Genomic DNA, 21,636 nt, shown 5'->3' on the forward strand with positions numbered 1-21,636 from the left:
ATCATTACTCTCCAACTGTTTTGACAGCAATTTGATGTTGATGAAAACTCTTTCGCAATTCAGCTGCTAACTCGGCCCCGATAACTGAATCACTATGTAAGCAAATTGTATCAGCATTTAATGTGATTATTTTTCCTGAAATTGTTGTAACTGTATTCGTAGTAATAATTTGAATTGCTTGTTCTACTGCCTCTTTCGTACTCCTATGCACAGACAATGGCAGACTCCGATCGACAAGTAACCCATCTTCTTGATATGTACGATCTGCAAATACTTCAGAAGCATATGGGATATTCATTTCAATTGCTGCTTCTATTAATTTACTATTTGAAAGTCCATATAAAATTAAAGAAGAATCAAAAGTTTTTATCGCTTTTGTAATAGCTAATGCTAGTTTACTATTTTTTGCTGCCATATTGTATAAAGCCCCATGAGGCTTTACATGATGTAAATCCATTTTATGAGCTTTACAAACTGAATACAAAGCACCTATTTGATAAAGTACTAGTTTATAAACCTCATCTTCTGTAAAATTCATTTCTCTGCGTCCAAAACCAAGTAAATCTGGAAAACTTGGATGTGCCCCAATTGAAATATTATATTTTTTTGCAAGCTTAACCGTTTCATACATAGTAAATGGATCTCCGGCATGAAAGCCACATGCAATATTTGCTGATGAAATATGAGGCATGATCCCTTCATCATCTATTTGATACCGTCCAAAACTTTCACCAATATCGCTATTTAAATCAATTCTCATCAACTTCGAGCACTTCCTTCTTGAGCGAAAATGAACCTTCTTTAATAGATTTTTCTATTTCTGCATATTCGATTTCATTAATTGATTTGAATCGTAAGAAACTACCTGATTGAAACAATACCGTATCATCACGATTATTTGAAAAGATAGTGACTGGGGTTTGACCAATAATATTCCAACCCCCGGGCGATTCAAACGGATAAATTCCTGTTTGGTCCCCTGCAATTCCAACAGCCCCTTGCCGAACAAGTTTAGGCTTTTTCAACCTAGGCGTAGCTAATTTTCGGTTTAATCCTCCGAGATATGGAAACCCAGGCAAAAACCCAATCATATAAATTCGATATAAGCTTTCCTGATGCATCTGAATCACTTCATTCATTGAAATATGATGATGATTCATGACATTCTCGATATCAGGACCATATTGCAATCCATAACAAACAGGAATTTCATATATTGTTTTCTTCTGTTTAAGATTTATAGTTTGCAAATTAAGTATTTGCGTTTCAACTTCTTTCTTTAATTCGAAAAATGAATATGTAATCGAGTCATAAAACATGGTAACTGAATGATAAGAAGGAACAACTCCAGTAAATTTATGCCCCATTTTATTTATAATGTGGCGTGAGATAACTTGTACCAAATCATTTGTTTCGTCTGAAATTGAATCCCCTACATAACATACAATACCAGAACATCCAACAGGATGAATTGATACATTAATTTTCTTCATTTGTATTAATAACTTTTAACGCTAGCTTGATTGCATTTACTAAATCAGATTGTGACCAGCTAGGTAAGTTTTTCTGTAAAACTGCTAATTCATGTGAAGCTGGAATATGAATAAAGCCACTTGGAATTGAGATTTCTTTATTCTTTAATTCATTCAGCATTTGATACATAACGTTATTGCATAAATAGGTTCCAGCTGAATTCGAAACTTCTGCTGGAAATTTATTTTCATTTAAATGATCAACAATTGCTTGTACAGGTAATGTTGAAAATAAGCCATCTGGCCCTTCTTCATCGATTTTTTTACCAATAAATTTATTTCCTTGATTGTCTGCTGCACCATCATTGCAATTAATAGCAATTCGTTCAGGTGTAACTTTAAAACGGCCACCAGCTAAGCCCAAAGATACGACTGCATTTGGATTGATTTCATGATAAAACTTAATGAGAAGATCTCCAGCAGATTGAAAATCTACAGGTAATATTTTACCAATAATTTTATACTGACCAATAGATTGTCCATCCAGTTCTTTCACAATATCTTCCGTTGGATTGATCGGAAAGTTTAAAAAAGGTTCAAATCCTGTTAAAAGTAAAGTCTTCAATTTTATCAAAACCTTTCAAAAAAATGTATTGTTGCAATATTCTACAAAAGAAATGTATTTCCCTTTCAATCATTAATAAATACAGTTTTCATTCTATATAACTTAGATATTAATCTTTTTTAATCGCGTAAAGAGTTAACAATATTTAACATTTTTAAAAAACTGTAACAGAGACAACTTCTTCAAACATAGGATTAAATGATCATCATCATTAAGTTCTATGGGGAGGAAGGCGATTGATTAGAAAATTTTTTACGTTGTTGATTTTGACTTGTTTAATATTCTTTAGCATAGGAATAAAATCTAGTAAAGCTGCTGGAAGTCAATTTGTAATCATTAATAAATCAACAAATCAGCTTGCATATTATGAAAACGGGAAATTCATTAAAGTATTTAAAGTAGCCACTGGTAGAAAACCATCCTACACTCCTGAAGGAAAGTTTAAAATTGTAAATAAAATTGTAAATAGGCCGTACTATAAAGAAGGTATTCCGGGCGGCGATCCTCGAAATCCACTTGGTAACCGTTGGCTTGGGTTAAATGCTCGAGGAACATGGGGTACAACATATGCTATTCATGGAAACAATAATCCTAGTTCAATTGGGAAATATGTTAGCTCTGGTTGTATTCGGATGTATGATAATGAAGTAGAATGGCTATTTGCTAGAATTAAAGTAAATACGCCTGTTGTAATAACAACATCTACAAAAGCCTTTAACACAATTGCAAAAGCAAATGGTTATAAGGTAACTGGTACTAACACAAATCCTTCTTTACCCTCTACAAATGTAGGAATATTAAAATTGGGGAATCGTGGAACAGCCGTAAAATCCCTACAGAAAAAACTAACATCTCTCGGGTACAGTACAAAAGGAATTGATGGTATATTTGGATATCATACAGACCAAGCCGTACGCAGATTTCAAAAAGATCATCATTTAAAAGTAGATGGGATTGTTGGTGCTGCAACAATAAAAGCTCTTGGAGGATTATAAAGTTAGCACGTATTAGAGGAGAAACCTCTATTTTTTTTGTAAAAAAAAGAGCTGCTCGTAGCAACTCTTAAATTTAAAATATTAATTTAAAGTTGGGAAGTTTCCGTTAGAAATTTGGTAAATGCCTCAACGATCAATCCATGGTCTTCTTCTTGGGACAAGCCAGAAACCGTTATAACGCCAATGACACCTGTTCCTTCAATCGTAATTGGAAATGCCCCACCATGTATAGCATAGTCAAACGGACTAACAGAATAAAATTCAAAATATGATCTGTTTTTCATCTCGTTATAAAATCGCATATAATATGAACTGTGATGGTGACGGAGTACAACATTTGTTTTCTTCTTAATCCATTCATCTTGGTCCGGAGTTGTACCATCCATAGCGTGATGGAAAATGGTTTGCCCATTCTTCACGATATTAATTGATACAGCTTTATTGATTTTTTTAGTAGCTTCAATGATCGATAAGCCGATTTCTAGTGCATCTTCATTAGAAAAACGCTTAAAAACTAGTTTTTCTTCCTGCTTTTTAATGAGGTCAAGTTTCTCTTGAATATTGGTATTTTCCAAAGTAAACGCTCCTTGAAGAACAATTTAATCTAAATAGATTGCTTTCTTTTCTAAACTACTTTTTTGGGCAGCCTCAATAATTTTTATTACTAATAAACCTTCTTGTCCAGAAACTGGTACACTTTTTCCATCATTAATGCTTTCGGCAATTTTTTTATAGTACGTTAAATAAGAACCATGTACGGTTTCAATTGTTTCCGATTTCACTTTTTCTCCGTCAATTGTATTGAGGTTACCGTAAAATTGAGGATCATCCGCTCCCCATGAATCATTTATAGGCTTTTTACCAGATTTAAGTGCATCTTCTTGTCCATCAAGCCCGTACTTAATAAAGCTTCCTTTGCTTCCATGAACCTGGAAACGCGGTCCATTACTCGGAACGATTGATCCAGAATGTAAAATAACTCTTAGCTTCTCATATCCTAAAGTAAGATGGAAATAATCATCCGTTTCGCCATTTTCTCTTTGAGCAAATACATCTGCTAATATAAATTTTGGCATTCCAAATAGCTGTAAGGCTTGATCTATTAAATGTGAACCTAAATCATACAATGTACCTGATCCAGGACCTTGCTTTTCTCTCCATCTATCCCTTACCTCTGGTCGGAAGCGATCAAAATGAACCTGGTATGTATTAATCTCTCCAAGCACACCTTCACTCACTAGCTTCTTCACCGTTAAATAATCATTATCCCATCTTCTGTTATGATAAACGCTTAAAAGTAGATTCTTTTCTTCGGCAATTTTGATTAGATCCTCTGCCTCCTGAGTTTCTACTACCATTGGCTTCTCCAAAATAACATGTTTACCGGCTATTAAACTCTGTTTAGCCATTTCATAATGCAAACCACTTGGTGTTGTAATTACGACTAAATCAATCGCTTGATCCTCGAGAACCTCATCTAAACTTTTCACTACTTCAACGTCGCTCAAATCTTGTAGAACTTTTTCCTTATTAGAACTAACAACTTTTAACACTTTGAATTCCTCTAAAACACTTAACAATGGTGCATGAAAAGTAGCTCCTGAAAGGCCATACCCAACTAAACCAACATTAATTTTTTTCATCTGATTCACTCTCTCCTTCTTCTTCGGTAACAATTAAATGTATATTATTTTCAATTATCTTTTTCATCACAGCATCATCCGGTTGCGTATCTGTAATAATGACATCAAAATCTGTAATATCACAAACCTTATGTAGAAATGTTTTTTCAAACTTTGAACGATCAGCTAGTAAAATAACTTGTCGTGCACGGCTAATCATTTTCTTCTTTAAGAAAGCTTCTTCCTCATCAGGTGATGTTGCTCCTTCAGAGCTAATACCACAAGCACCGATAAATAGCTGATCAACCATAAAGTCATTCAGTGTTTCAATCGTTCTAGGTCCAGTTAGATTTCTGTTTTTTCGATTGAATTTTCCAGGAAGTAAAAAAGTTGGAATATCAGTATACTCCCCTAACAAATCAACAATATCAATAGAATTAGTAATCACATTAACTTGCTTGTTTTCCATGAATTTAGCCATAAGTGCACCAGTTGAAGATGCATCAATCAATAAATCATAATGATCGTTTATTAGAAAAGAAGCGCTCTGAGCAATTCGCTCTTTACTTGCTGTCACTTTTCGTTCTTTATAATCCATTAAATTCTTATTAGCTGATGGAAGTGTCGCTCCACCTTTGATTCTGATTATTTCTTCGCGTTCCTCGAGTTTAACAAGATCTCTTCTGGCTGTATCCTTTGAAACACTAAGCATTTCGCATATCTCTTCTAATGAAATACTTTTATGAGAAGACAAATACTTTTTTATCAAAGTTAACCGTTGTTCTTGATACATAGACTACTGCCCCTTTAAAAATTTCATTACTAATTTCTAAGCTTGCTTTCTATTATATAAGATGAATCAAGATATATCCACAATAAAACTTAAGTAACTTAAGTTTTATAAGTTTTTTAAGTTATACTACTTAATCATAACATTAGATTTTAGGTTCATATCCTAAATAAATCACAGAAATAAGGCCAATTCACAGTATACAAAAACTGCTCAAGTGAATTTATTTATGAATTTAGTTTTTTAGTTATCATGTTATGAAGTCAAAAGTTTCAAGATTAATTGGAAATATATGTTAAAATATAAAAAGGAAAGTGGCTTATTATCGGAATTCAGGATTTGAATATTTAATAGATTCGGAGGTGTTATTATTAAAAAGTTTGGAATGATTATAGTAATCGTATGCTTTTCATTATTAGTAGCCTGTTCTAACAATCAATCTTTTGAAGACTTTTTTCAGAAGAAAATGGAGGAAAATAAAAAAGATTATGATGAAGATGTTAATTATTCTTACTCTCTTATTCATCATGATCTAAATGTCGTACATCCAGACGATGCTATTGCCATATTTCTTGAGAATAACCTCCAAGGAGAACAAATATTCATTGCTTACTTTGAGAAAATAAATGGTCATTGGAACTGGAAACAAACTAGAGGATCAGAATGGGATACTACTCAAAAATGGTCTTCTATGAATAATGTACCCTATATATATTCTGGTGCGATAAGTGATGAAACGATTAAAGAAGTTTATGCAGGGAAAGAACAAGCTAAAATCATTCATGTTAAAGGCAATAATAGGTTTTGGTATGCGATTAGTAATAACAAGGATGTAACTGTTAAATACGTTAAGGAAGATGGAACTGAGGAATTAATAGAAGAAATAGATGAAGAGATGTTTAAGGATTGAAAAGTCAATAAGAACAAATAGAAACTGTAGAACACTATAATAATAGAATGATAATCATACATAAATAAAGCTCAGAGTTATTTAGAAACTCTGAGCTTTTATTTTATCTTTTAATTAGTTCATTCACAAAAATTCGGCAACTTACTTTACAATTCCCCTTTTATATTTAGAAGACTATGAAAATAATAATTTGCATCATTGTATGAGTTATATAAATCATAAAATGTATTCACAGAATATAAAAGAGTGATACTAATTAAACAAATGAAAAATAACTTTGGACCAGAAGGAATCAGTTTATACTTTCTTTTTCCCAAGATTATACTAACGATAATCAAAACTAAATAAGAAATACTAAGAATAAATTCTAATTTTTGCAAACTTAGATCATTAACCGTTCTTCTAAAACGATCTAAATAATCATCATTTTCTTTACTCTCTACGATGAAAAACACATTTTCTTTGTGACCTATTTTCCATTTATATTCTTTTTGTTCCTGTGTAATTTGATATTGATATCCACCTGCTTTTTCTTCGCGTAATATGACAGTTGAGCTTGCCAGTATACTCTGGACATTCGTAAGTAACAAAATACACACGATTAATACAAAAATCACTCTTTCTCTCTTCATAAACCTCACCTAATACTATATAAATATCTATTCAACCTAGCCAAGTACACTTTTACAATTGACTACCAATTTTTCTAAATCAGCTTCATCAACTTAACTTTCGTTATGTGTTAACCTGAATCAAACATAACAATTGTGTCATCAATTGGCGCGACTAGAACTTTGAATATGTAAAAAATCCTCGATTTGCTTTTTATGATGCTGATCATGCTCACTAAAATCTTCAATTAAGTAGTAAAACGTAAAATGCTGATCTGTATTTGGAATATGTGTTTTACCATTCATGCTAATTTCTTTTTGTGCAAATTCCTGATAATCATTAAAACATTTTACGAGATTTTCTCTAGTTTTTATCGCTTGAGTTATGACTTCTTCGATACCTTTTTCTGATACTAGTTTTGCAGATTCATGATTATAGTCATGAAAATTTGGAAAATCTATTTTGCCACTTTCTATAATTGAAGGAATACCAACGTTCAGTAAAAATTCATCCCATCTATAAAGATGAGCAATATTTTCTTTCACTGAGAATTTTCCTTCAGCAATTGGTTTATTCATTAACTCTAAATCATTCAAGGACAATGATTTATACCAATTGATTAAACTATTTAATTGATACAATTGTTCGTTCATTTCAATCTCCCTTTTCCATAAGGTATATTCAACTATTTCCAAAACACAAGTTGCTGTTCAATATTTTCTCTGGTCACATAATTTTTTTGCATCGCAAATGGACAGCCCAAATTATATTGTTTGATTTCATAGTTCACTTCATTTATTAATTTTGAAATAATCGAAGAGTGTTCTTCTGACTTAATCTGCGAAACAATATGTTCAAGCTTATCAAATATTTTTTTCTGCTTAGATAACCAATCTGGCTTATATCCTGACCTTTTAATGACAGTTGTTAATAAGTCATCCTTTAAATGTTCTTTTGGTAAAGGTTTTCCAATACCAGGTAAATTGTCAAATCCACCTTCTTTTTCATGACGCTTCACAATTTCATCTAACCAGTCTACATATTTTTCATTATCACTCATATAATGATCACCTCGATTAGTTAATACTGTACTATATTCGGTTTATTTCTATTATTTTCCTTTTTATCTAATTTGCTAATCTAGTTTACAGCATAATTTTTTGTCATTTTTGTGAACAAACCAATAGAGTAAATATCATTGGGCATTAAGTTCATGTCTGATTGAAAAAATATAGAAAAAAAAGATTCTTCCAAATTGAAGAACCTTAAGTCTGCTTATTATTCAAAATGAATGAAAGACTAAACCTTGTATTCACTGCTTAGGAATTCTAGATTCATGGATTGCTAAAGCATGCGTCAGTTCAATGAGTCTAGTCTATTCTTTTCGATTTTTGTTCTGATAATTTATCCAACTTATCTTCTATACGTTTTAATTGGTTGTTACGTTTCTTTAAGGAACGTACAAATAACACAATAGCGACGATAAAAAAAATAAGAACAAGCATTACAAATAACTGATAGATTATATCCCCAATCAAAATATATACCTCACACTTTTTTCTTTATTATACCATTTTAATACTATTCTAATCATTGCAATTTGTTTTTCAAAAAATGTAGCATTTGTTAAGTATGTACTTGTTCAATTAAGGCTTTCTTTAGTTTCATTAAATAGTTAATTCTATCAAATTTCCTTCTGGGTCTTCTATTACACTCTCAAAGTATCCATCTCCAGTAACACGTGGACCGTTCACAATAGAGTAACCATCGTTTTTTAATCTTGCTGTCATATGATTAACAGAGTCCATACTGCCTAAAGAAATAGCTATATGAGCCCAACCCAATTGATTATGTTTATTTGATTGAATAATACCTACTTTACGCATAATTTCTAATCTTGCACCTGACTTAAAAGTTAGAAAATAGGATTCAAACTTCTTTTCAATATTGTGATACTTATTGTTTGACTTACAATCAAAATATGTTTCATAAAACGACTTCATACGATCCAAATCATTTACCCAAATAGCTATATGTTCGATTCGCATTCATTTTCACTCCAATCAATTTTAGAAATCGTTTTCGTTGTTGTTCGAAAGCAGACATTAGATTAAATAGAAAGATTTTTTTATTAAAGGAGAATTATTAATATCCCCAAGAATCAACTTGCCATTTATCATTTTTGCTATCCCTAATTAGAGTCCAGCTCCAATCAGACTGAGTTGAATTTGGCTCGAAACTTCCATCACCACCTGAAGAATCAACCGTAAAATTAGATAGCAAAACAATTACATTTTTTTCTTTTACACCATTTTCAGAACCTCTACCATATTTCATATAATCTTCGGTTATAGCGTTTGATTCTTTCTCTGAATACCAAATATCTGTAAGCTGGCATCCCTTAAAATACTTAAATCTTTCCTTCACAGTTTTTACTGATTTGATTTTTCAATTCTTACCTCTACTTTATCGGTTAGATGTTTATATAGAAAACTTGAAAATACAACAACTATTAATAGACAAAAAAAGAAAATTAATTTCTGATTCTTCATAAAAAGGGCTCCTATTTTTTATTCAATATCCATTTCAATGATGATTATTATTTATTAATTTCTATTAAATTAGTTAAAATTCCTTGTTCTTGTAAAACTGGCGGTTAGCAAAAAAAACGACCAAACGTCAACCAAATCCACCTTTGAGGAAGAAAATCTGCCTTTTTTTGAATAGATATTTTAGTAATTACTTGATTGACTGCTTTGGTATTCTTATAACATTATTTTTTTAAAAAATAACTTTGAGTTAACAAAAAAAGAGCTGCCGAAGCAACTCATATTGTCCAACATACGCATGCGTAAGTTCAAAGAGTAGAAAATTAAGACAATTTAGTAGGTTAATTAATTTTTTGTTAACTGTTAAAGAATAGATTTCTATATGATATCAAGCCAAATTTTCAATGCCGTTGCAAAAATTAATAACGCTAGAATAACTTGTAATATTTTTGTATTTACTTTTTTCCCTGCCATTGCTCCAAGTGGAGAAGCAATCAAACTCGCAATGACCATAATTGCTGCTGGACCATAATCAATTTGACCAGTTGTAATCTTGCCTATAGTTGCTCCAATCGAAGAAATAAATGTGATTGCTAGAGATGATGCAATTGTCATCCGTGTTGGTATTTTCAGAACAACCAGCATTATTGGTACTAGTAAGAAGGCTCCTGCTGCACCTACAATTCCTGCACCAATACCGACAATTAATGCTAAAATCGCAGCAAGCCATTTGTTAAAGGTCACTTGATCTAGTGGAATATCATCGATTCCTTTTTTGGGGATAAACATCATAACAGCGGCAATTAAAGCTAAAATTCCATAAATAAGATTAATGCCTCCTTCAGACATTAATTTCGATCCAAACCCGCCAATAAAACTCCCTATTAATATACTGCCTCCCATATAGGCGATTAATGTCTTATTTAAAAAACCACCCTTTCGATAAGCCCAAACTCCTCCAATCGTTGCAAAAAACACTTGGATTGCACTGATTCCCGAAACTTCATGTGCACTAAATGCAGCTAGCCCAAATAATGGCGGAATATATAATAACATTGGATATTTTATAATCGAACCCCCAATTCCGAGCATGCCTGAAATATATGACCCAATAAATCCGATTAAAAATATTGTAATAATAAATCCTATTCCCATAGATTCTCCCTCCTGTTTAGGAAAGGGAACCATTTAGGTTCCCTTCTTAGTTCAGCCTTTTCTGATCCAAAACTTTAAAATATTATCATCGTCTACTTCATGCTTAATTAACTCATGGCCACTTGATTTTGACCAAGCAGCTAGATCATTTTTAGCTCCTTTATCTGTTGCATGGATTTCTAATATTTCCCCTGATTTTAACTCATTGATTTCTTTTTTAGTTTTAACGATTGGCATTGGGCATGCTAATCCTTTTGCATCTAATACTTTTTTTGATTCCATCTTTTTAATCCTCCTAATAGTCTTTTTAATTAACGAACCGCACAACGATTTGGTCCGATTTCCATTTCACGTTTTCTTTCCTCATCTGGTGTGATTTTCCCCATATTTGTTTCACGAATTTCTTGATATGCATTTGGTTGAGGTGGTAAATTTTCTGTAACAAGCTTTCTAAATTCTTTTTCGTCTTTGATATTTAATCCATGATTTTTTGAAAATAAAGCACCTAATTTTTTGGCAACACTTCCGTCATCATTTAACTCATCAATGATCATAAAATGGGCTGGTAAAACAATTAAATCCTCTGAAAGTTCTCTATAACGTGAATATAGACTTTCTCTCAAATCCGTTACCCAATCTTCAGCCATTCCTGCAAGATCTGGTCTACCTATTGAATCAATAAATAGAATATCTCCAGACAGTAAGTAAGCTGAGTCAACAATAAATGAGGTTGAACCAATTGTATGACCTGGTGAATAAATAGCATGAATGTCAATTGCAGTTCTTCCAATTTTGACTGAATTACCACCTTCTAGCGGTTGATACTCAAATGTTACTTCTGTTGCATCTTTTGGAGGTAACCAATAAGATGCACCTGTACTAGCCGCAATCTCTCGACCACCTGAAATATGATCAGCATGAAGGTGAGTATCAAATACATGCTTAATTGTGACATCCAACTCTTTTGCAAAGTTTAAATAGGTCGATGTCATTCTAGTTGCATCAATAATTGCAGCTTCTCCGTTTGACACAACCATATAGGATAGACAACCTTTTCCAATACGGACAAACTGATATAGTTCACCTCCACCTCTTAAATCGCCAATTTTCACTGGCTCTAAATACTCACTCCAGGACTTCATTCCACCTTCTAAATATGAAACATTTAGCCCGTGTTCAGATAGCATCTCTGCTACCATAATAGAAGAACCTTCTTTTGCACAAACAACTAATACTTCTTTATCTGAAGGTATCTTACCTAAAATATCTTCAACACCGTCAAGTAGTTCAAAGTATGGGATATTCAGATAAGCAAAATTTTCACCTTCAATCTTCCAATCTTGAAAGTCACTTTCATTACGGACATCTAATATAAATAACGCTTCTTTTTGAAATACTTTTCTAGTCACTTCTTTTGAATTCATTAATTTAACTGCCACTTTAATTACCCCCTATGGTATATTTTAGTTTAAAAAAATAATTCTTTGTTAAAAAGTATGTGTTTTAACTACATCATTTGCCAATGTTAATTCTGCAATCGATCCTTCACTTAAAGATTGAAAGTATTCGTTTTACCTGACCAGGCACTCATACCGGGCACCACATTATAAACCTTTGTGAAGCCATTCTCAGCTAATGTTTGAGAAGCGAGATCACTACGATTACCTGTTCGACACACAACATAAATCTCGCTGTCTTTTTGTAATTCAGATATACGCTGATTCAATTCACCGAATGGAATCGAAATTGCTGTTGGAATATGATTAAAAGCATATTCTGCTGATTCTCTTACATCTAGAACAATGATATTTTCTCCTTCTTCTATTTTTTTCTGAAGCCTTTCGTTACTAGTTACATTAGGATGTTTTCTTTCCATTTCTTCTTCATTTGAGGATTTTCGTAAGTAATGCTTAAGAATTCCCCCATGTTCAAGTGTACCAAGGTACTGGTGACCGGAACTTTTCGCCCATGCTTTTATATCTGCCTTAGAACCTTTATCCGTTGCTTGCACCTCAATTACTTGGCCTTTTTCAATTTCATTCATTGCTTTTTTTGTTCTTACAATTGGCATTGGACATGCTAATCCTTTTGCATCAACTAATAAATCTATTTTAATTAAGCTCATTCATTACGCCTCCATTTACCCTCTTGGGTATTTTAATTGATAAAAAATTAGTTTATTTCGCCTTCCCATTCCAACATGCCACCAGTCATGTTGATCACATTAAATCCATGACTATCCAATAACTGACAGGCACGACCACTTCTACCACCTGATCGACATACAAGAATATATTCTTTTGATTTATCAAGTTCGTGCATACGGAAATCCAATAAACCAAGTGGAATATTTAATGTCCCTCGTATTTTACCTGACTGCAATTCTTCTACTTCTCTTACATCAACAATATTTAATCTTTCGCCTTTAATTAATAATTTCTCTACTTCTTTTGTTGTTATTTGTTTCATCTTAAATCTCCTCCCACTATCTCCATGAATTCATTCCGCCTTTTACGTTTGTAATCTTTTTAAAGCCCATTTTTTTTAGCATTTTGCATGCTTTTTGACTTCTTATTCCACTTTGACAAATTACTACTACTTCTTTATTTTTTGATAATTCAATTTCAGCTTTCTGATTAAGCTGATGAAGCGGAATATTTTTGAATTCTTTTATCCGATTTGCCTTATATTCCCCTGAAGTTCGAACATCAATAAACTGCTTATTTCTATCTTTTAGTTCACTTAATAATTCATTTGCAGAAATATGTCTAAGTCCTTTTACAGGAATGAACCGCTTTATAATAAGAAATATGGTTGTTCCAATGACTAAATATTTGATGATTTCCAACGAAGATTCTCCTTTCATTCACTTTTGTTCCAGTTTTAGATAAATAAATTTACATTTCCTTCTTCGGCATCTGCAAGGTAAGCAGCTACTCCTGCAAATTCAATATTATCTAATAACTCGTTTTGCTGAAGACCTAGTAGATCCATTGTCATTGTACACGCAACTAGTTTTACATTTTGTTCTTGAGCCATTTCAATTAAATTTATAAGTGGTATTGCATTATGTTTCTTCATAACATCCTTAATCATTTTAGGCCCAAATCCTGCAAAGTTCATTTTGGATAATCCCATCTTTTCTGCGCCTCTTGGCATCATTTTTCCAAACATTTTTTCCATAAAGCTTTTTTTCACTTGAATATCTTCGTCTTTTCTTAATGCGTTTAATCCCCAAAATGTATGAAAGATTGTCACTTCATGATCATACGCAGCTGCACCATTTGCGATTATATATGCTGCCATCGCTTTGTCGTAATCACCACTGAATAACACTATTGTTGTCCTTTTTATATCTGTCATATATACTTCTCCTCTTTTTACCCCGTAGGGTATTTTTAAGTGTAAATCTTTAACCTTTTAAATAGAAAATTTAAAGATCAATCTTTTTAGAATTACGGTTACCCCTATGGGTATACAAAAGAATAAATAAAAGAGCGTGATCACCCTTTTTTTATCGACTCTTTACAAGTAAATTTACTGCTTCTTTAACTAATTCCTCTGTACTTCGTTCACCAGTTTCTTCAGCATGTCGAACACATTCTACTAAATTTGAACTAACGACTACTCCAATTGTTCGATCAATTGCAGTTCTTGCTGCAGACAACTGTGTAATGACTTCCTTACAGTCTTTGTTTTCTTCCATCATCCTTAAAATTCCTCTAAGCTGACCCTCAATACGCTTTACTCTATTTTTCATTTGATCATTAAATTCCAATTCTTATATCCCTCCTTTGTTGGTAATATTTCCTTCATAGAATATTCTATCAAAGAAATTACTACCCATACTAAAAAGATAAACCAAATACAAGTGATTTAAGGTTTCCTATTTTATTGATTAGCTAGGAACAACTTACAAATACATCATATACCATGAGGGGTATATAGTCAACATAATAAGTTTTTACTCGTTCTTTAATTATATTAGATGATTTCTCGCACGCACTTGCTTAAATGTTCAACTTAGAATTTATCGCTTGAAATCGTTTATAACGTCATGCACCAACATAAAGGATCACTTCCACCACAATGGGGGCAAGAACCTCCTGAATATGAAATTCTAATTTCATCTGAATGAAGTACATAATAATCAATAATTGGTTTGACGTCAGTGTTTGTTTTCCCGACTGGAATCTCCGGCAATTTAACCTCCCGCACAGTCATATCCGACCACTTACCGCTCCAGGAACAATTAGTGCACTTTAATAGCTCTTCCGAAAAAGTCGGAGCATTTTTGATGACTTTCATACATTCTCCACTATAAGTATTACACTTAGGACAATCGTGTGCTTTCACGAATCTCAACCTCTCATAAAATGTAATTTTTCACGCACCTTTTTTTATAATTCTTTTTTACAGTCAAATAGTCCTTTTTAATAAAAAAGAGGACTATCAAATGATAATCCTCTAAATGTTATACAACAATCACTTAGTAAAGAACTATTTTATCTAAGGACTCTTAGATGATTTTTTCTTTTTATCCTTTTCTCTTAATTCGCGCAATTCTTTAACTACTTTATCAGACAAAATCCCTTGGTTTGAGTAGTCTTCAAGTTCTTTGTCAGTGAACCAATTTTTCTCCATGATTTACCTCTCTTACTGTTAATATTTTATAGTATTCCCTAAATTATTTAAGTATTTCTAGATATTTTGAATTTAATACAGTGATAAAAAGATTTTGCAATAAAATTCCTACTACTTAATACTGACGACAAAGCTACAACTTTTTGGAACAAACTTAATAAAAAGAATCAAAAAAACAGCGAATAATCGCTGTTTTTTACTTAGATAATATATAAGAAGATTTGTCTTCCTTCATTAAATCCGTTTTTTCTTCACTTTTGTTAACAAAATCGAAATCACTCAATGAATCATATTCCATAATAGCATCATGTTTTAATTTTTTAGATGGTGTTGGTTGTTTATGAATAATCCTTTCAATACCTAATTTAATTAAATTAAAAGCAAATATCGTTAAGATAAATGCGATACTTGGACCAATAATGACCCACGGATCAATTGATAGTTCAAAGAAATTACTTCCAATCATTGCTGCCCATTCATTCGCCTTTGACATATTTCTTCCATCGCCATCGTCTATAAATAATGTAACAGCTCCACCAATAAACAATCTAAAAACACCTAATTGTGTTAATAAGAATAGTACTTGAATCGTTTGTTGGACGAAAAGTAATAAGATTCTTGTACGAAGAAATGGAAATACATGCTTTCTTCTTAACCACATATTACCCGCACCAATAACTTTTGAGCTTAAGATAAAATCATTTTTCAAAAATTCCTTTACCTCGTCACCGATCGTACTAGTTAAAATCGGTATCGCAATAAAAGATATTAATAATATTTGAAGGGAGATTATTTTAAACTGATTTCCACCTATTCCAGATTGTAGCATTTGAAAAATTGGAAGAACGATTATTACTGCAGGTACGAATCGAAATGCGTTGATGAATGGATTAACGATTGTTTCAAATTTCTTTCCTGTAAATCCATAAAATATTCCAAATAAAATACCGAATAAAACACGTATAAAGGCTACGACTAATGCAATTGCAATTGTATATTTTGCACCGTCTACTACCATCCAAAATACATCTCTACCAAAACGATCAACGCCAAATGGATAGGTTAAACTTGGCGGATATCCGTATGTACCAATCATTTTCCCCTCATCATTGTAAAGAAATGTTGGTGGTGGATTCAATGTATCTTTAATAAAGTAAGTATATATAAAACTAAATGCGATTAAGCCGATAATCATAAAACAACCAATCAAAATTGGTAAGTTATGTTTCAAATTTTTCATATAAACTCACTTACTCCTCTCAATCGATTAACGATATATTTAAAGATTAAGTCTAATATAAAGAAAGGAATAAAAAGTAAAACAAGTGACATAAAAAATATTTCTGGGGAGCTCGTATTTTTAAATAAAAATGAAAAATACCCTTTCATGTTTAATAAAAACTCAACAATAAATAAATTAGAAATAATCACCCAAAAAATTAATTTCGTATTAGTTAATAAAGTAATTGTTACGTTTCGTAATATATGTCTTACTAAAACCCAAGATTTCGATAAACCTTTTGCTCTTGCATACTCTACATATTCTCTTATTTCCTCTTCATTAATTGATAAGTAAATCATTTGAAATAATTGAATTGTTGGAATGATAGAAACTACGAAAATAGGCAGTATATAAACGTTACTTTCAAGGCCTGCTATTGGATCAATAATCATGACACCTGTTTTATTGAAAATCCAAAATAAAACTATTTGTAAGCCTGCAATCATCACAACATCTGGGACTGATTGAAGGAAAAATAGTAAACTATGAATTATTTTTTTCACAACCTTAGGTGCCATGTATGTAATATAAGAAAGTAGTAAAGCAGCAATGATTGAACAAATAAACGCAGCAAATAAGATTGTTAAAGAATAGACATAAGGCTCCTTCAAAACTGTATAAAATGGTACATAGATCAACTCTTGTACATTCATAATTACTTCTAAATCTTTAAAATAAAAAAAGCTCCAGAAAAATATTTGTAATTGATTCCATAACTCCGATAGCCGCTCACCTTTAGGTAAAAAAAGACTAAATGATAAAGCAGTGATGAATCCAATTCCTACAATCGTTAACAAAAATTGAATGATATGTTTTGTTATTAATTTACTAGTTTGTATCATATTCGTTTACACAATCTATTTATAAAGGTTGTGCATCTACCCTCCTATTTCTATTTTTAGAGGTTTTTCATCAAAGTAAACATCTCCTCCTTTAAGGAGACTGCCATACTTTATAAAAGTCCCATATAACTTTATATAAGAATAGTTTTCATGATCCTTTTTTTCTATTTGATATCCAAAAGCATTGTTTCTAATATTTTGACCATATTTACCATATATCGATTGAATATCTTTTGTTTGTTTTTCAGGTTTATAAAGGATCAGACCTTCTAAATTTTGCTTACCAACAACAAAAGCTATTCTTTTATCGACGGCGCCTTTTTCGTCCGTAACTAAAGTAGTTTCATAAACTGATTTTTTACTATCTTGATCTTTGATGATAAAATCTAATTTTGCATTTTTTGGAAGAGAAGAAGTTACTTGAAAAGTAAATGTTTTCTCATCAAATGCTCCACTTGCTTGAATTTGTAAATTTTTAGGTGGCTTTTTAATTGTACATGCAGTAAGTCCCAATATCGCAATCGACATGATCAGTATAATACTAAATTTCTTGTTCATATGGTAACTAACTCCTTTCTAACAAACTTTAAATATATGATAAATTGTTACAATTCTGAAACAGATACCTTTAATTTTACCAAAATTATGACAATAGTTGCACAAAAAGTTATTTTAATTTTCTATTTTATCGAATAATTTTACACAGGCTGTCCATTTATTAAAGTATAATAGACTCGTAAGAATACATTTTTGAGGAGGAAATTTGATGGAAAAAACATTAGAAAAACGCCTTAATCGTTCAGAAGTACCTACAGAAATGACCTGGAAGCTTGAAGATTTATTCCAAACGCGTTTGGAATGGCTTGATGCATTAGAAGACATAGAGAAAGATTTAGTTGAAATAACTGCTTTTAAAGGATCAGTTATTTCATCAGCAAATAGTTTGGTTAATTCGCTATTAGCATATGAATCTATTATGCTTAAATTAGTAAGAACAGGTACTTATGTAAGTCTCCGTCAGTCTGAGGATGGTACAAATTCTCAAAACCAATCAGACAGCCTTCAATATTCTGCATTAAACACAAAAGTAAATACGGCCTTAACATTTATTCAATCAGAACTTTTACATTTAGATAAGGCATTATTTGAGACATACTTAAATGAAGAAAAAGAATTAGAAGTTTTCAAATTAGCTGTTGAGGAAATTCTAGAGTCAAAACCACATCAATTACTTCCTGAAACAGAAGAAGCATTAGCTGCACTAGGCGAAGTTACTTCTGCACCATACCGTATTTATCAAACAAGCAAAGCAGCAGACTTAACTTTTGATTCTTTTGTAGATGAAAATGGTAAAGAATTAGAAAACTCCTTTGCTATGTTTGAAAATTTATATGAATTTTCTCCAAATCATACTGTACGAAAAGAAGCGTATCAATCTTTCACAAAAACATTAAACAAATATAAAAATACATATGCAGCTGTATATGCTACAGAAGTAAAGAAACAAGTTGCTTTAAGTAAGTTACGCAAATATGAGAGCGTAACTCATATGTTATTAAAATCCCATAAAATAACTTTAGAAATGTATCAAAACCAATTATCTGTTATTTTCAATGAATTAGCCCCTCATATGCGTAAACTCGCAAATTTAAAGAAAAAACAACTTGGACTTGATACTTTACATTTTTATGATTTAAAAGCGCCTTTAGATGTAGATTTTAATCCAAATACTACATATGAAGATGCAAAAGAAACCATTCTAAAATCTTTAGAAGTTATGGGTCCAGAATATTTATCTATTATGGAAAAAGCATTTGTTGAGCGCTGGATTGATTATTCCGATAATGTTGGGAAATCTACAGGTGCATTTTGCTCTAGCCCATATGGTGTTCATCCATACATTTTAATAAGCTGGCAAGATCATATGCGTAATGCGTTTGTGTTAGCTCATGAACTTGGTCACGCGGGACACTTTTATTATGCAAATAAATATCAAAGAGTAGTAAATACACGCCCTTCTATGTATTTTATTGAAGCACCTTCTACATTTAATGAAATGTTATTAGGACAGTATTTACTTAAAAATACTAATGATCCACAAATGAAACGTTGGGTCATCCTACAATTACTAGGTACTTACTATCATAATTTTGTTACGCATCTGTTGGAGGGTGAATTCCAAAGACGAATTTATGAACTCGCTGAAAAAGGCACTCCTTTAACTGCTAATACATTCTGTGAAATAAAAGGAAATGTGTTAAAAGAATTCTGGGGTGACTCTGTCGTCATTGATGAAGGGGCAAGTTTAACTTGGATGCGTCAACCTCATTATTATATGGGATTATATCCTTACACATATTCAGCGGGATTAACTGCATCTACTGCAATTTCTAGAAGAATTGCTAGTGAAGGCAAACCTGTCATTGATGCATGGATTGAAGTCTTAAAAGCTGGTGGATCTAAAAAACCTGAAGAGTTATTAAAAATGGCAGGTGTAGATTTAACAACTAGTGCCCCAATTAAAGAAGCGGTTGAATATGTTGGTTCATTAGTAGATGAACTAGATTCTTTGTTATAATGCAATCAAAAAACACCCAAATTAATAACTAATTTGGGTGTTTTTTCTAATTCTTATTTTTTACTTTTAGCTAAATTTCCATTTCTATATAAAATAAATCCAATGCAGCCAAATAGTACAGGACCTAATACAATTGGTAAATATTCTAATAATGTCGTACCAGGTGCAGGAATTAACGTTAATAAAATTGTACCTACAACCGATAGCATCCCAACTAAAGCAACAGTAATAGCAACTTTGTTGTTTTTTATTTTAAATGGTCTTTCAATATTTTTTTCTGTCATTCTAAGCTTGATATATGCACTGATTAAGAACACATAAGGAATAAAGAATGCTAGAGTTGACATTAAAATTAACATATTTAATGCAGAAGATACACTAGGTACAAATGCCGATAGTAATAAGATCAGCGTTACTGCAATCGCCTGACCCTTCACTAGAGTGGCTGGCATTCCATCTTTATTTTTTTTCAATAGATTTTTTGATAAAACTTCCTTCGCACTTTCTGCAATCATTACACTTGGATTTAATATTAAAAATGAAAGTGACCCGACAAATGCTAAAACAAAACAAATACCTAAAATCTGAGATAATGAGAAACTAAGTCCAAATTGATTCGTGATCTTATCAGCGAATAAATACAATGCCGTAGCAGTTTGGTCTGATGAAATTGTAATGACAAATTGGAAAGCGATTGTTGCAAGTATATAAACTGTCGCAATAATAATTGATGTAATCAAGATTGCTCTAGGAAATGTTTTTTGAGGATTTTTTACATTACCTGCAATTGTTCCTAACATTTCTGCGCCAGAAAAACCAAACATTAATGTAGATAAAAACATGATTGTACCAAATGATAAATTGTTTGGCATAATTGATTCACTTGTAAAGTTAGTCGCACTTGTTTCCCCGCTGAGCATACTGTAAATTCCGAATCCGAAAATTAAAATAGCTGGAACTAATACACCTAATGGTGCTCCGATTGAAGCTAGTCTCCCACTCATCTTAGTCCCTTTTAATGTAAGTAATGTGACAATCCAAAATATAATACTTGATATGATTGCTGTTTTCATAGGATTATTTGCGATGCCTGGTTGATTGATTCCATATGCAATTGCAATTGTAGTAGTTAATAAAAGTGATGGATAGTACGTAAAATTTGCGATCCAAAAGAACCATGAACATAAAAATGAAGCTTTTTCCCCAAAAGCTTTACGAACCCATACTCCCATTCCACCTTGATTTGGATATGTAGTTGATAATTCTGCAACAATTAAACCAAGTGGTATAAAGTAGATTATTGCTGCAATAATCCAATAAAACATGGCAGATGGTCCAATTGTCGAAGCAAATGCAATATTACGTAACCCAAGTATTGAATTTATGCTTAGAAATGATAAGGCTAGTACACCTAATTTTTTTGATTGACCCATGCTGTTAACACCTTTCGAATAACAAAATCTATAATTTTATATTTCACTCGAATTATTATACATATGTGTAAATATAAATTCAATTGTAATATTATTCCAAAATATCGTTTTCTTTGTATTTGATATA

Annotated in this window: 29 protein-coding genes; 3 read left to right on the plus strand and 26 right to left on the minus strand. The window is 31.8% G+C overall.

The window, feature by feature from the left end:
* Positions 1–4 precede the first annotated feature (4 nt).
* From CAB05_RS01780 to CAB05_RS01790, 3 genes are read right to left on the minus strand one after another with little or no spacing between them, the layout of a single operon-like run.
* Positions 5–760 (minus strand): 5-oxoprolinase subunit PxpA, encoded by a 756-nt coding sequence (locus tag CAB05_RS01780; RefSeq protein WP_087998097.1) that lies wholly within the window; start codon positions 758–760, stop codon positions 5–7.
* On the minus strand, positions 750–1,493 hold the full coding sequence (gene pxpB / locus CAB05_RS01785; protein WP_087998098.1) for a 5-oxoprolinase subunit PxpB: 744 nt from the start codon (positions 1,491–1,493) through the stop codon (positions 750–752). Before pxpB ends, CAB05_RS01780 begins: the two co-directional genes overlap by 11 nt.
* The gene (locus CAB05_RS01790) at positions 1,480–2,097 is read right to left on the minus strand and encodes a pyroglutamyl-peptidase I (protein WP_087998099.1); all 618 of its coding nucleotides are present in this window, start codon (positions 2,095–2,097) and stop codon (positions 1,480–1,482) included. The genes pxpB and CAB05_RS01790 overlap by 14 nt, the downstream gene beginning before the upstream one ends.
* A gap of 236 nt (positions 2,098–2,333) precedes the next feature.
* On the opposite strand from CAB05_RS01790, the gene CAB05_RS01795 reads away from it, so the two are divergent.
* Entirely contained in the window at positions 2,334–3,092 is a 759-nt protein-coding gene (locus CAB05_RS01795) for a L,D-transpeptidase family protein (RefSeq protein ID WP_087998100.1), read from the plus strand.
* An 86-nt stretch (positions 3,093–3,178) separates the two neighbouring features.
* On the opposite strand, the gene CAB05_RS01800 is transcribed toward CAB05_RS01795, so the two are convergent.
* The 3 genes from CAB05_RS01800 to CAB05_RS01810 are packed head-to-tail and all read right to left on the minus strand — an operon-like array spanning position 3,179 to position 5,507.
* On the minus strand, positions 3,179–3,667 hold the full coding sequence (locus CAB05_RS01800; RefSeq protein ID WP_087998101.1) for a heme-degrading domain-containing protein: 489 nt from the start codon (positions 3,665–3,667) through the stop codon (positions 3,179–3,181).
* A gap of 24 nt (positions 3,668–3,691) precedes the next feature.
* On the minus strand, positions 3,692–4,735 hold the full coding sequence (locus CAB05_RS01805) for an oxidoreductase (protein WP_087998102.1): 1,044 nt from the start codon (positions 4,733–4,735) through the stop codon (positions 3,692–3,694).
* Positions 4,722–5,507, minus strand: a complete 786-nt coding sequence (locus CAB05_RS01810; protein ID WP_087998103.1) for a DeoR/GlpR family DNA-binding transcription regulator — start codon at positions 5,505–5,507, stop codon at positions 4,722–4,724. The genes CAB05_RS01805 and CAB05_RS01810 overlap by 14 nt, the downstream gene beginning before the upstream one ends.
* A 382-nt stretch (positions 5,508–5,889) precedes the next feature.
* Here CAB05_RS01810 and CAB05_RS01815 point away from each other — a divergent pair, with 382 nt between their 5' ends.
* A complete protein-coding gene (locus CAB05_RS01815) occupies positions 5,890–6,414 on the plus strand; it encodes a hypothetical protein (RefSeq protein WP_235821341.1) in 525 nt (174 codons plus the stop codon).
* A 146-nt stretch (positions 6,415–6,560) separates the two neighbouring features.
* On the opposite strand, the gene CAB05_RS01820 is transcribed toward CAB05_RS01815, so the two are convergent.
* The 19 genes from CAB05_RS01820 to CAB05_RS01905 all read right to left on the minus strand — a co-directional run bounded on the left by CAB05_RS01820 (position 6,561) and on the right by CAB05_RS01905 (position 18,056).
* Positions 6,561–7,046 (minus strand): hypothetical protein, encoded by a 486-nt coding sequence (locus CAB05_RS01820; RefSeq protein ID WP_087998104.1) that lies wholly within the window; start codon positions 7,044–7,046, stop codon positions 6,561–6,563.
* A 141-nt stretch (positions 7,047–7,187) separates the two neighbouring features.
* Positions 7,188–7,679 carry a DinB family protein gene (locus CAB05_RS01825; RefSeq protein WP_087998105.1) on the minus strand — a complete coding sequence of 164 codons (492 nt, stop codon included), beginning with the start codon at positions 7,677–7,679 and terminating at the stop codon, positions 7,188–7,190.
* Positions 7,680–7,711: 32 nt separating this feature from the next.
* Complete coding sequence (locus CAB05_RS01830) at positions 7,712–8,086, minus strand: DnaJ family domain-containing protein (RefSeq protein WP_087998106.1); 375 nt, start codon at positions 8,084–8,086, stop codon at positions 7,712–7,714.
* 310 nt (positions 8,087–8,396) lie between these two features.
* Positions 8,397–8,564 carry a DUF4083 family protein gene (locus CAB05_RS01835; RefSeq protein ID WP_268876366.1) on the minus strand — a complete coding sequence of 56 codons (168 nt, stop codon included), beginning with the start codon at positions 8,562–8,564 and terminating at the stop codon, positions 8,397–8,399.
* A gap of 129 nt (positions 8,565–8,693) precedes the next feature.
* On the minus strand, positions 8,694–9,074 hold the full coding sequence (locus tag CAB05_RS01840) for a VOC family protein (RefSeq protein ID WP_087998108.1): 381 nt from the start codon (positions 9,072–9,074) through the stop codon (positions 8,694–8,696).
* Between the two features lie 97 nt (positions 9,075–9,171).
* Positions 9,172–9,453: a DUF4829 domain-containing protein gene (locus CAB05_RS01845; RefSeq protein WP_087998109.1), complete on the minus strand. Its 282-nt coding sequence runs from the start codon at positions 9,451–9,453 to the stop codon at positions 9,172–9,174.
* Positions 9,454–9,953: 500 nt separating this feature from the next.
* On the minus strand, positions 9,954–10,730 hold the full coding sequence (locus CAB05_RS01850) for a sulfite exporter TauE/SafE family protein (RefSeq protein WP_087998110.1): 777 nt from the start codon (positions 10,728–10,730) through the stop codon (positions 9,954–9,956).
* Between the two features lie 51 nt (positions 10,731–10,781).
* Positions 10,782–11,012 (minus strand): sulfurtransferase TusA family protein, encoded by a 231-nt coding sequence (locus CAB05_RS01855; protein ID WP_087998111.1) that lies wholly within the window; start codon positions 11,010–11,012, stop codon positions 10,782–10,784.
* 29 nt (positions 11,013–11,041) lie between these two features.
* Positions 11,042–12,154: an MBL fold metallo-hydrolase gene (locus tag CAB05_RS01860; protein WP_167374458.1), complete on the minus strand. Its 1,113-nt coding sequence runs from the start codon at positions 12,152–12,154 to the stop codon at positions 11,042–11,044.
* Positions 12,155–12,279: 125 nt separating this feature from the next.
* Entirely contained in the window at positions 12,280–12,855 is a 576-nt protein-coding gene (locus tag CAB05_RS01865; protein WP_087998113.1) for a sulfurtransferase TusA family protein, read from the minus strand.
* 47 nt (positions 12,856–12,902) lie between these two features.
* Positions 12,903–13,199: a rhodanese-like domain-containing protein gene (locus CAB05_RS01870; protein ID WP_087998114.1), complete on the minus strand. Its 297-nt coding sequence runs from the start codon at positions 13,197–13,199 to the stop codon at positions 12,903–12,905.
* A gap of 16 nt (positions 13,200–13,215) precedes the next feature.
* Positions 13,216–13,578, minus strand: coding sequence for a rhodanese-like domain-containing protein (locus CAB05_RS01875; RefSeq protein ID WP_087998115.1), 363 nt, complete (start codon positions 13,576–13,578; stop codon positions 13,216–13,218).
* 35 nt (positions 13,579–13,613) lie between these two features.
* Positions 13,614–14,093 (minus strand): DsrE/DsrF/DrsH-like family protein, encoded by a 480-nt coding sequence (locus tag CAB05_RS01880; protein ID WP_087998116.1) that lies wholly within the window; start codon positions 14,091–14,093, stop codon positions 13,614–13,616.
* Positions 14,094–14,244: 151 nt separating this feature from the next.
* Positions 14,245–14,508 (minus strand): metal-sensitive transcriptional regulator, encoded by a 264-nt coding sequence (locus CAB05_RS01885; RefSeq protein WP_087998117.1) that lies wholly within the window; start codon positions 14,506–14,508, stop codon positions 14,245–14,247.
* A gap of 269 nt (positions 14,509–14,777) precedes the next feature.
* A complete protein-coding gene (locus tag CAB05_RS22005; protein ID WP_158093160.1) occupies positions 14,778–14,933 on the minus strand; it encodes a hypothetical protein in 156 nt (51 codons plus the stop codon).
* A gap of 306 nt (positions 14,934–15,239) precedes the next feature.
* Positions 15,240–15,374 (minus strand): hypothetical protein, encoded by a 135-nt coding sequence (locus CAB05_RS22550; protein WP_268876367.1) that lies wholly within the window; start codon positions 15,372–15,374, stop codon positions 15,240–15,242.
* Positions 15,375–15,570: 196 nt separating this feature from the next.
* Positions 15,571–16,614 (minus strand): ABC transporter permease, encoded by a 1,044-nt coding sequence (locus tag CAB05_RS01895; RefSeq protein WP_087998119.1) that lies wholly within the window; start codon positions 16,612–16,614, stop codon positions 15,571–15,573.
* Positions 16,611–17,498, minus strand: a complete 888-nt coding sequence (locus tag CAB05_RS01900; RefSeq protein WP_087998120.1) for an ABC transporter permease subunit — start codon at positions 17,496–17,498, stop codon at positions 16,611–16,613. The genes CAB05_RS01895 and CAB05_RS01900 overlap by 4 nt, the downstream gene beginning before the upstream one ends.
* A 36-nt stretch (positions 17,499–17,534) precedes the next feature.
* The gene (locus CAB05_RS01905) at positions 17,535–18,056 is read right to left on the minus strand and encodes a hypothetical protein (protein ID WP_087998121.1); all 522 of its coding nucleotides are present in this window, start codon (positions 18,054–18,056) and stop codon (positions 17,535–17,537) included.
* A 208-nt stretch (positions 18,057–18,264) separates the two neighbouring features.
* Between CAB05_RS01905 and pepF the strand changes: the two genes are divergently transcribed.
* The gene (gene pepF / locus CAB05_RS01910; protein ID WP_087998122.1) at positions 18,265–20,076 is read left to right on the plus strand and encodes an oligoendopeptidase F; all 1,812 of its coding nucleotides are present in this window, start codon (positions 18,265–18,267) and stop codon (positions 20,074–20,076) included.
* A 53-nt stretch (positions 20,077–20,129) separates the two neighbouring features.
* Here the strand turns inward: pepF and CAB05_RS01915 are convergent, their stop codons facing one another.
* Positions 20,130–21,509, minus strand: a complete 1,380-nt coding sequence (locus tag CAB05_RS01915) for an amino acid permease (protein WP_087998123.1) — start codon at positions 21,507–21,509, stop codon at positions 20,130–20,132.
* Between the last annotated feature and the right edge of the window lie 127 nt (positions 21,510–21,636).

Source organism: Gottfriedia solisilvae (assembly GCF_002128405.1).
Taxonomy (GTDB): Bacteria; Bacillota; Bacilli; order Bacillales; family Bacillaceae_G; genus Gottfriedia; species Gottfriedia solisilvae.

Coding starts and splice junctions, on each gene's coding strand:
- CAB05_RS01780 (WP_087998097.1), bottom strand. CDS start 760: ATGAGAATTGATTTAAATAGCGATATTGGTGAAAGTTTTGGACGGTAT.
- pxpB (WP_087998098.1), bottom strand. CDS start 1,493: ATGAAGAAAATTAATGTATCAATTCATCCTGTTGGATGTTCTGGTATT.
- CAB05_RS01805 (WP_087998102.1), bottom strand. CDS start 4,735: ATGAAAAAAATTAATGTTGGTTTAGTTGGGTATGGCCTTTCAGGAGCT.
- CAB05_RS01810 (WP_087998103.1), bottom strand. CDS start 5,507: ATGTATCAAGAACAACGGTTAACTTTGATAAAAAAGTATTTGTCTTCT.
- CAB05_RS01815 (WP_235821341.1), top strand. CDS start 5,890: ATGATTATAGTAATCGTATGCTTTTCATTATTAGTAGCCTGTTCTAAC.
- CAB05_RS01820 (WP_087998104.1), bottom strand. CDS start 7,046: ATGAAGAGAGAAAGAGTGATTTTTGTATTAATCGTGTGTATTTTGTTA.
- CAB05_RS01825 (WP_087998105.1), bottom strand. CDS start 7,679: ATGAACGAACAATTGTATCAATTAAATAGTTTAATCAATTGGTATAAA.
- CAB05_RS01830 (WP_087998106.1), bottom strand. CDS start 8,086: ATGAGTGATAATGAAAAATATGTAGACTGGTTAGATGAAATTGTGAAG.
- CAB05_RS01840 (WP_087998108.1), bottom strand. CDS start 9,074: ATGCGAATCGAACATATAGCTATTTGGGTAAATGATTTGGATCGTATG.
- CAB05_RS01850 (WP_087998110.1), bottom strand. CDS start 10,730: ATGGGAATAGGATTTATTATTACAATATTTTTAATCGGATTTATTGGG.
- CAB05_RS01855 (WP_087998111.1), bottom strand. CDS start 11,012: ATGGAATCAAAAAAAGTATTAGATGCAAAAGGATTAGCATGCCCAATG.
- CAB05_RS01860 (WP_167374458.1), bottom strand. CDS start 12,154: ATGAATTCAAAAGAAGTGACTAGAAAAGTATTTCAAAAAGAAGCGTTA.
- CAB05_RS01865 (WP_087998113.1), bottom strand. CDS start 12,855: ATGAGCTTAATTAAAATAGATTTATTAGTTGATGCAAAAGGATTAGCA.
- CAB05_RS01870 (WP_087998114.1), bottom strand. CDS start 13,199: ATGAAACAAATAACAACAAAAGAAGTAGAGAAATTATTAATTAAAGGC.
- CAB05_RS01880 (WP_087998116.1), bottom strand. CDS start 14,093: ATGACAGATATAAAAAGGACAACAATAGTGTTATTCAGTGGTGATTAC.
- CAB05_RS22550 (WP_268876367.1), bottom strand. CDS start 15,374: ATGGAGAAAAATTGGTTCACTGACAAAGAACTTGAAGACTACTCAAAC.
- CAB05_RS01895 (WP_087998119.1), bottom strand. CDS start 16,614: ATGAAAAATTTGAAACATAACTTACCAATTTTGATTGGTTGTTTTATG.
- CAB05_RS01900 (WP_087998120.1), bottom strand. CDS start 17,498: ATGATACAAACTAGTAAATTAATAACAAAACATATCATTCAATTTTTG.
- CAB05_RS01905 (WP_087998121.1), bottom strand. CDS start 18,056: ATGAACAAGAAATTTAGTATTATACTGATCATGTCGATTGCGATATTG.
- pepF (WP_087998122.1), top strand. CDS start 18,265: ATGGAAAAAACATTAGAAAAACGCCTTAATCGTTCAGAAGTACCTACA.
- CAB05_RS01915 (WP_087998123.1), bottom strand. CDS start 21,509: ATGGGTCAATCAAAAAAATTAGGTGTACTAGCCTTATCATTTCTAAGC.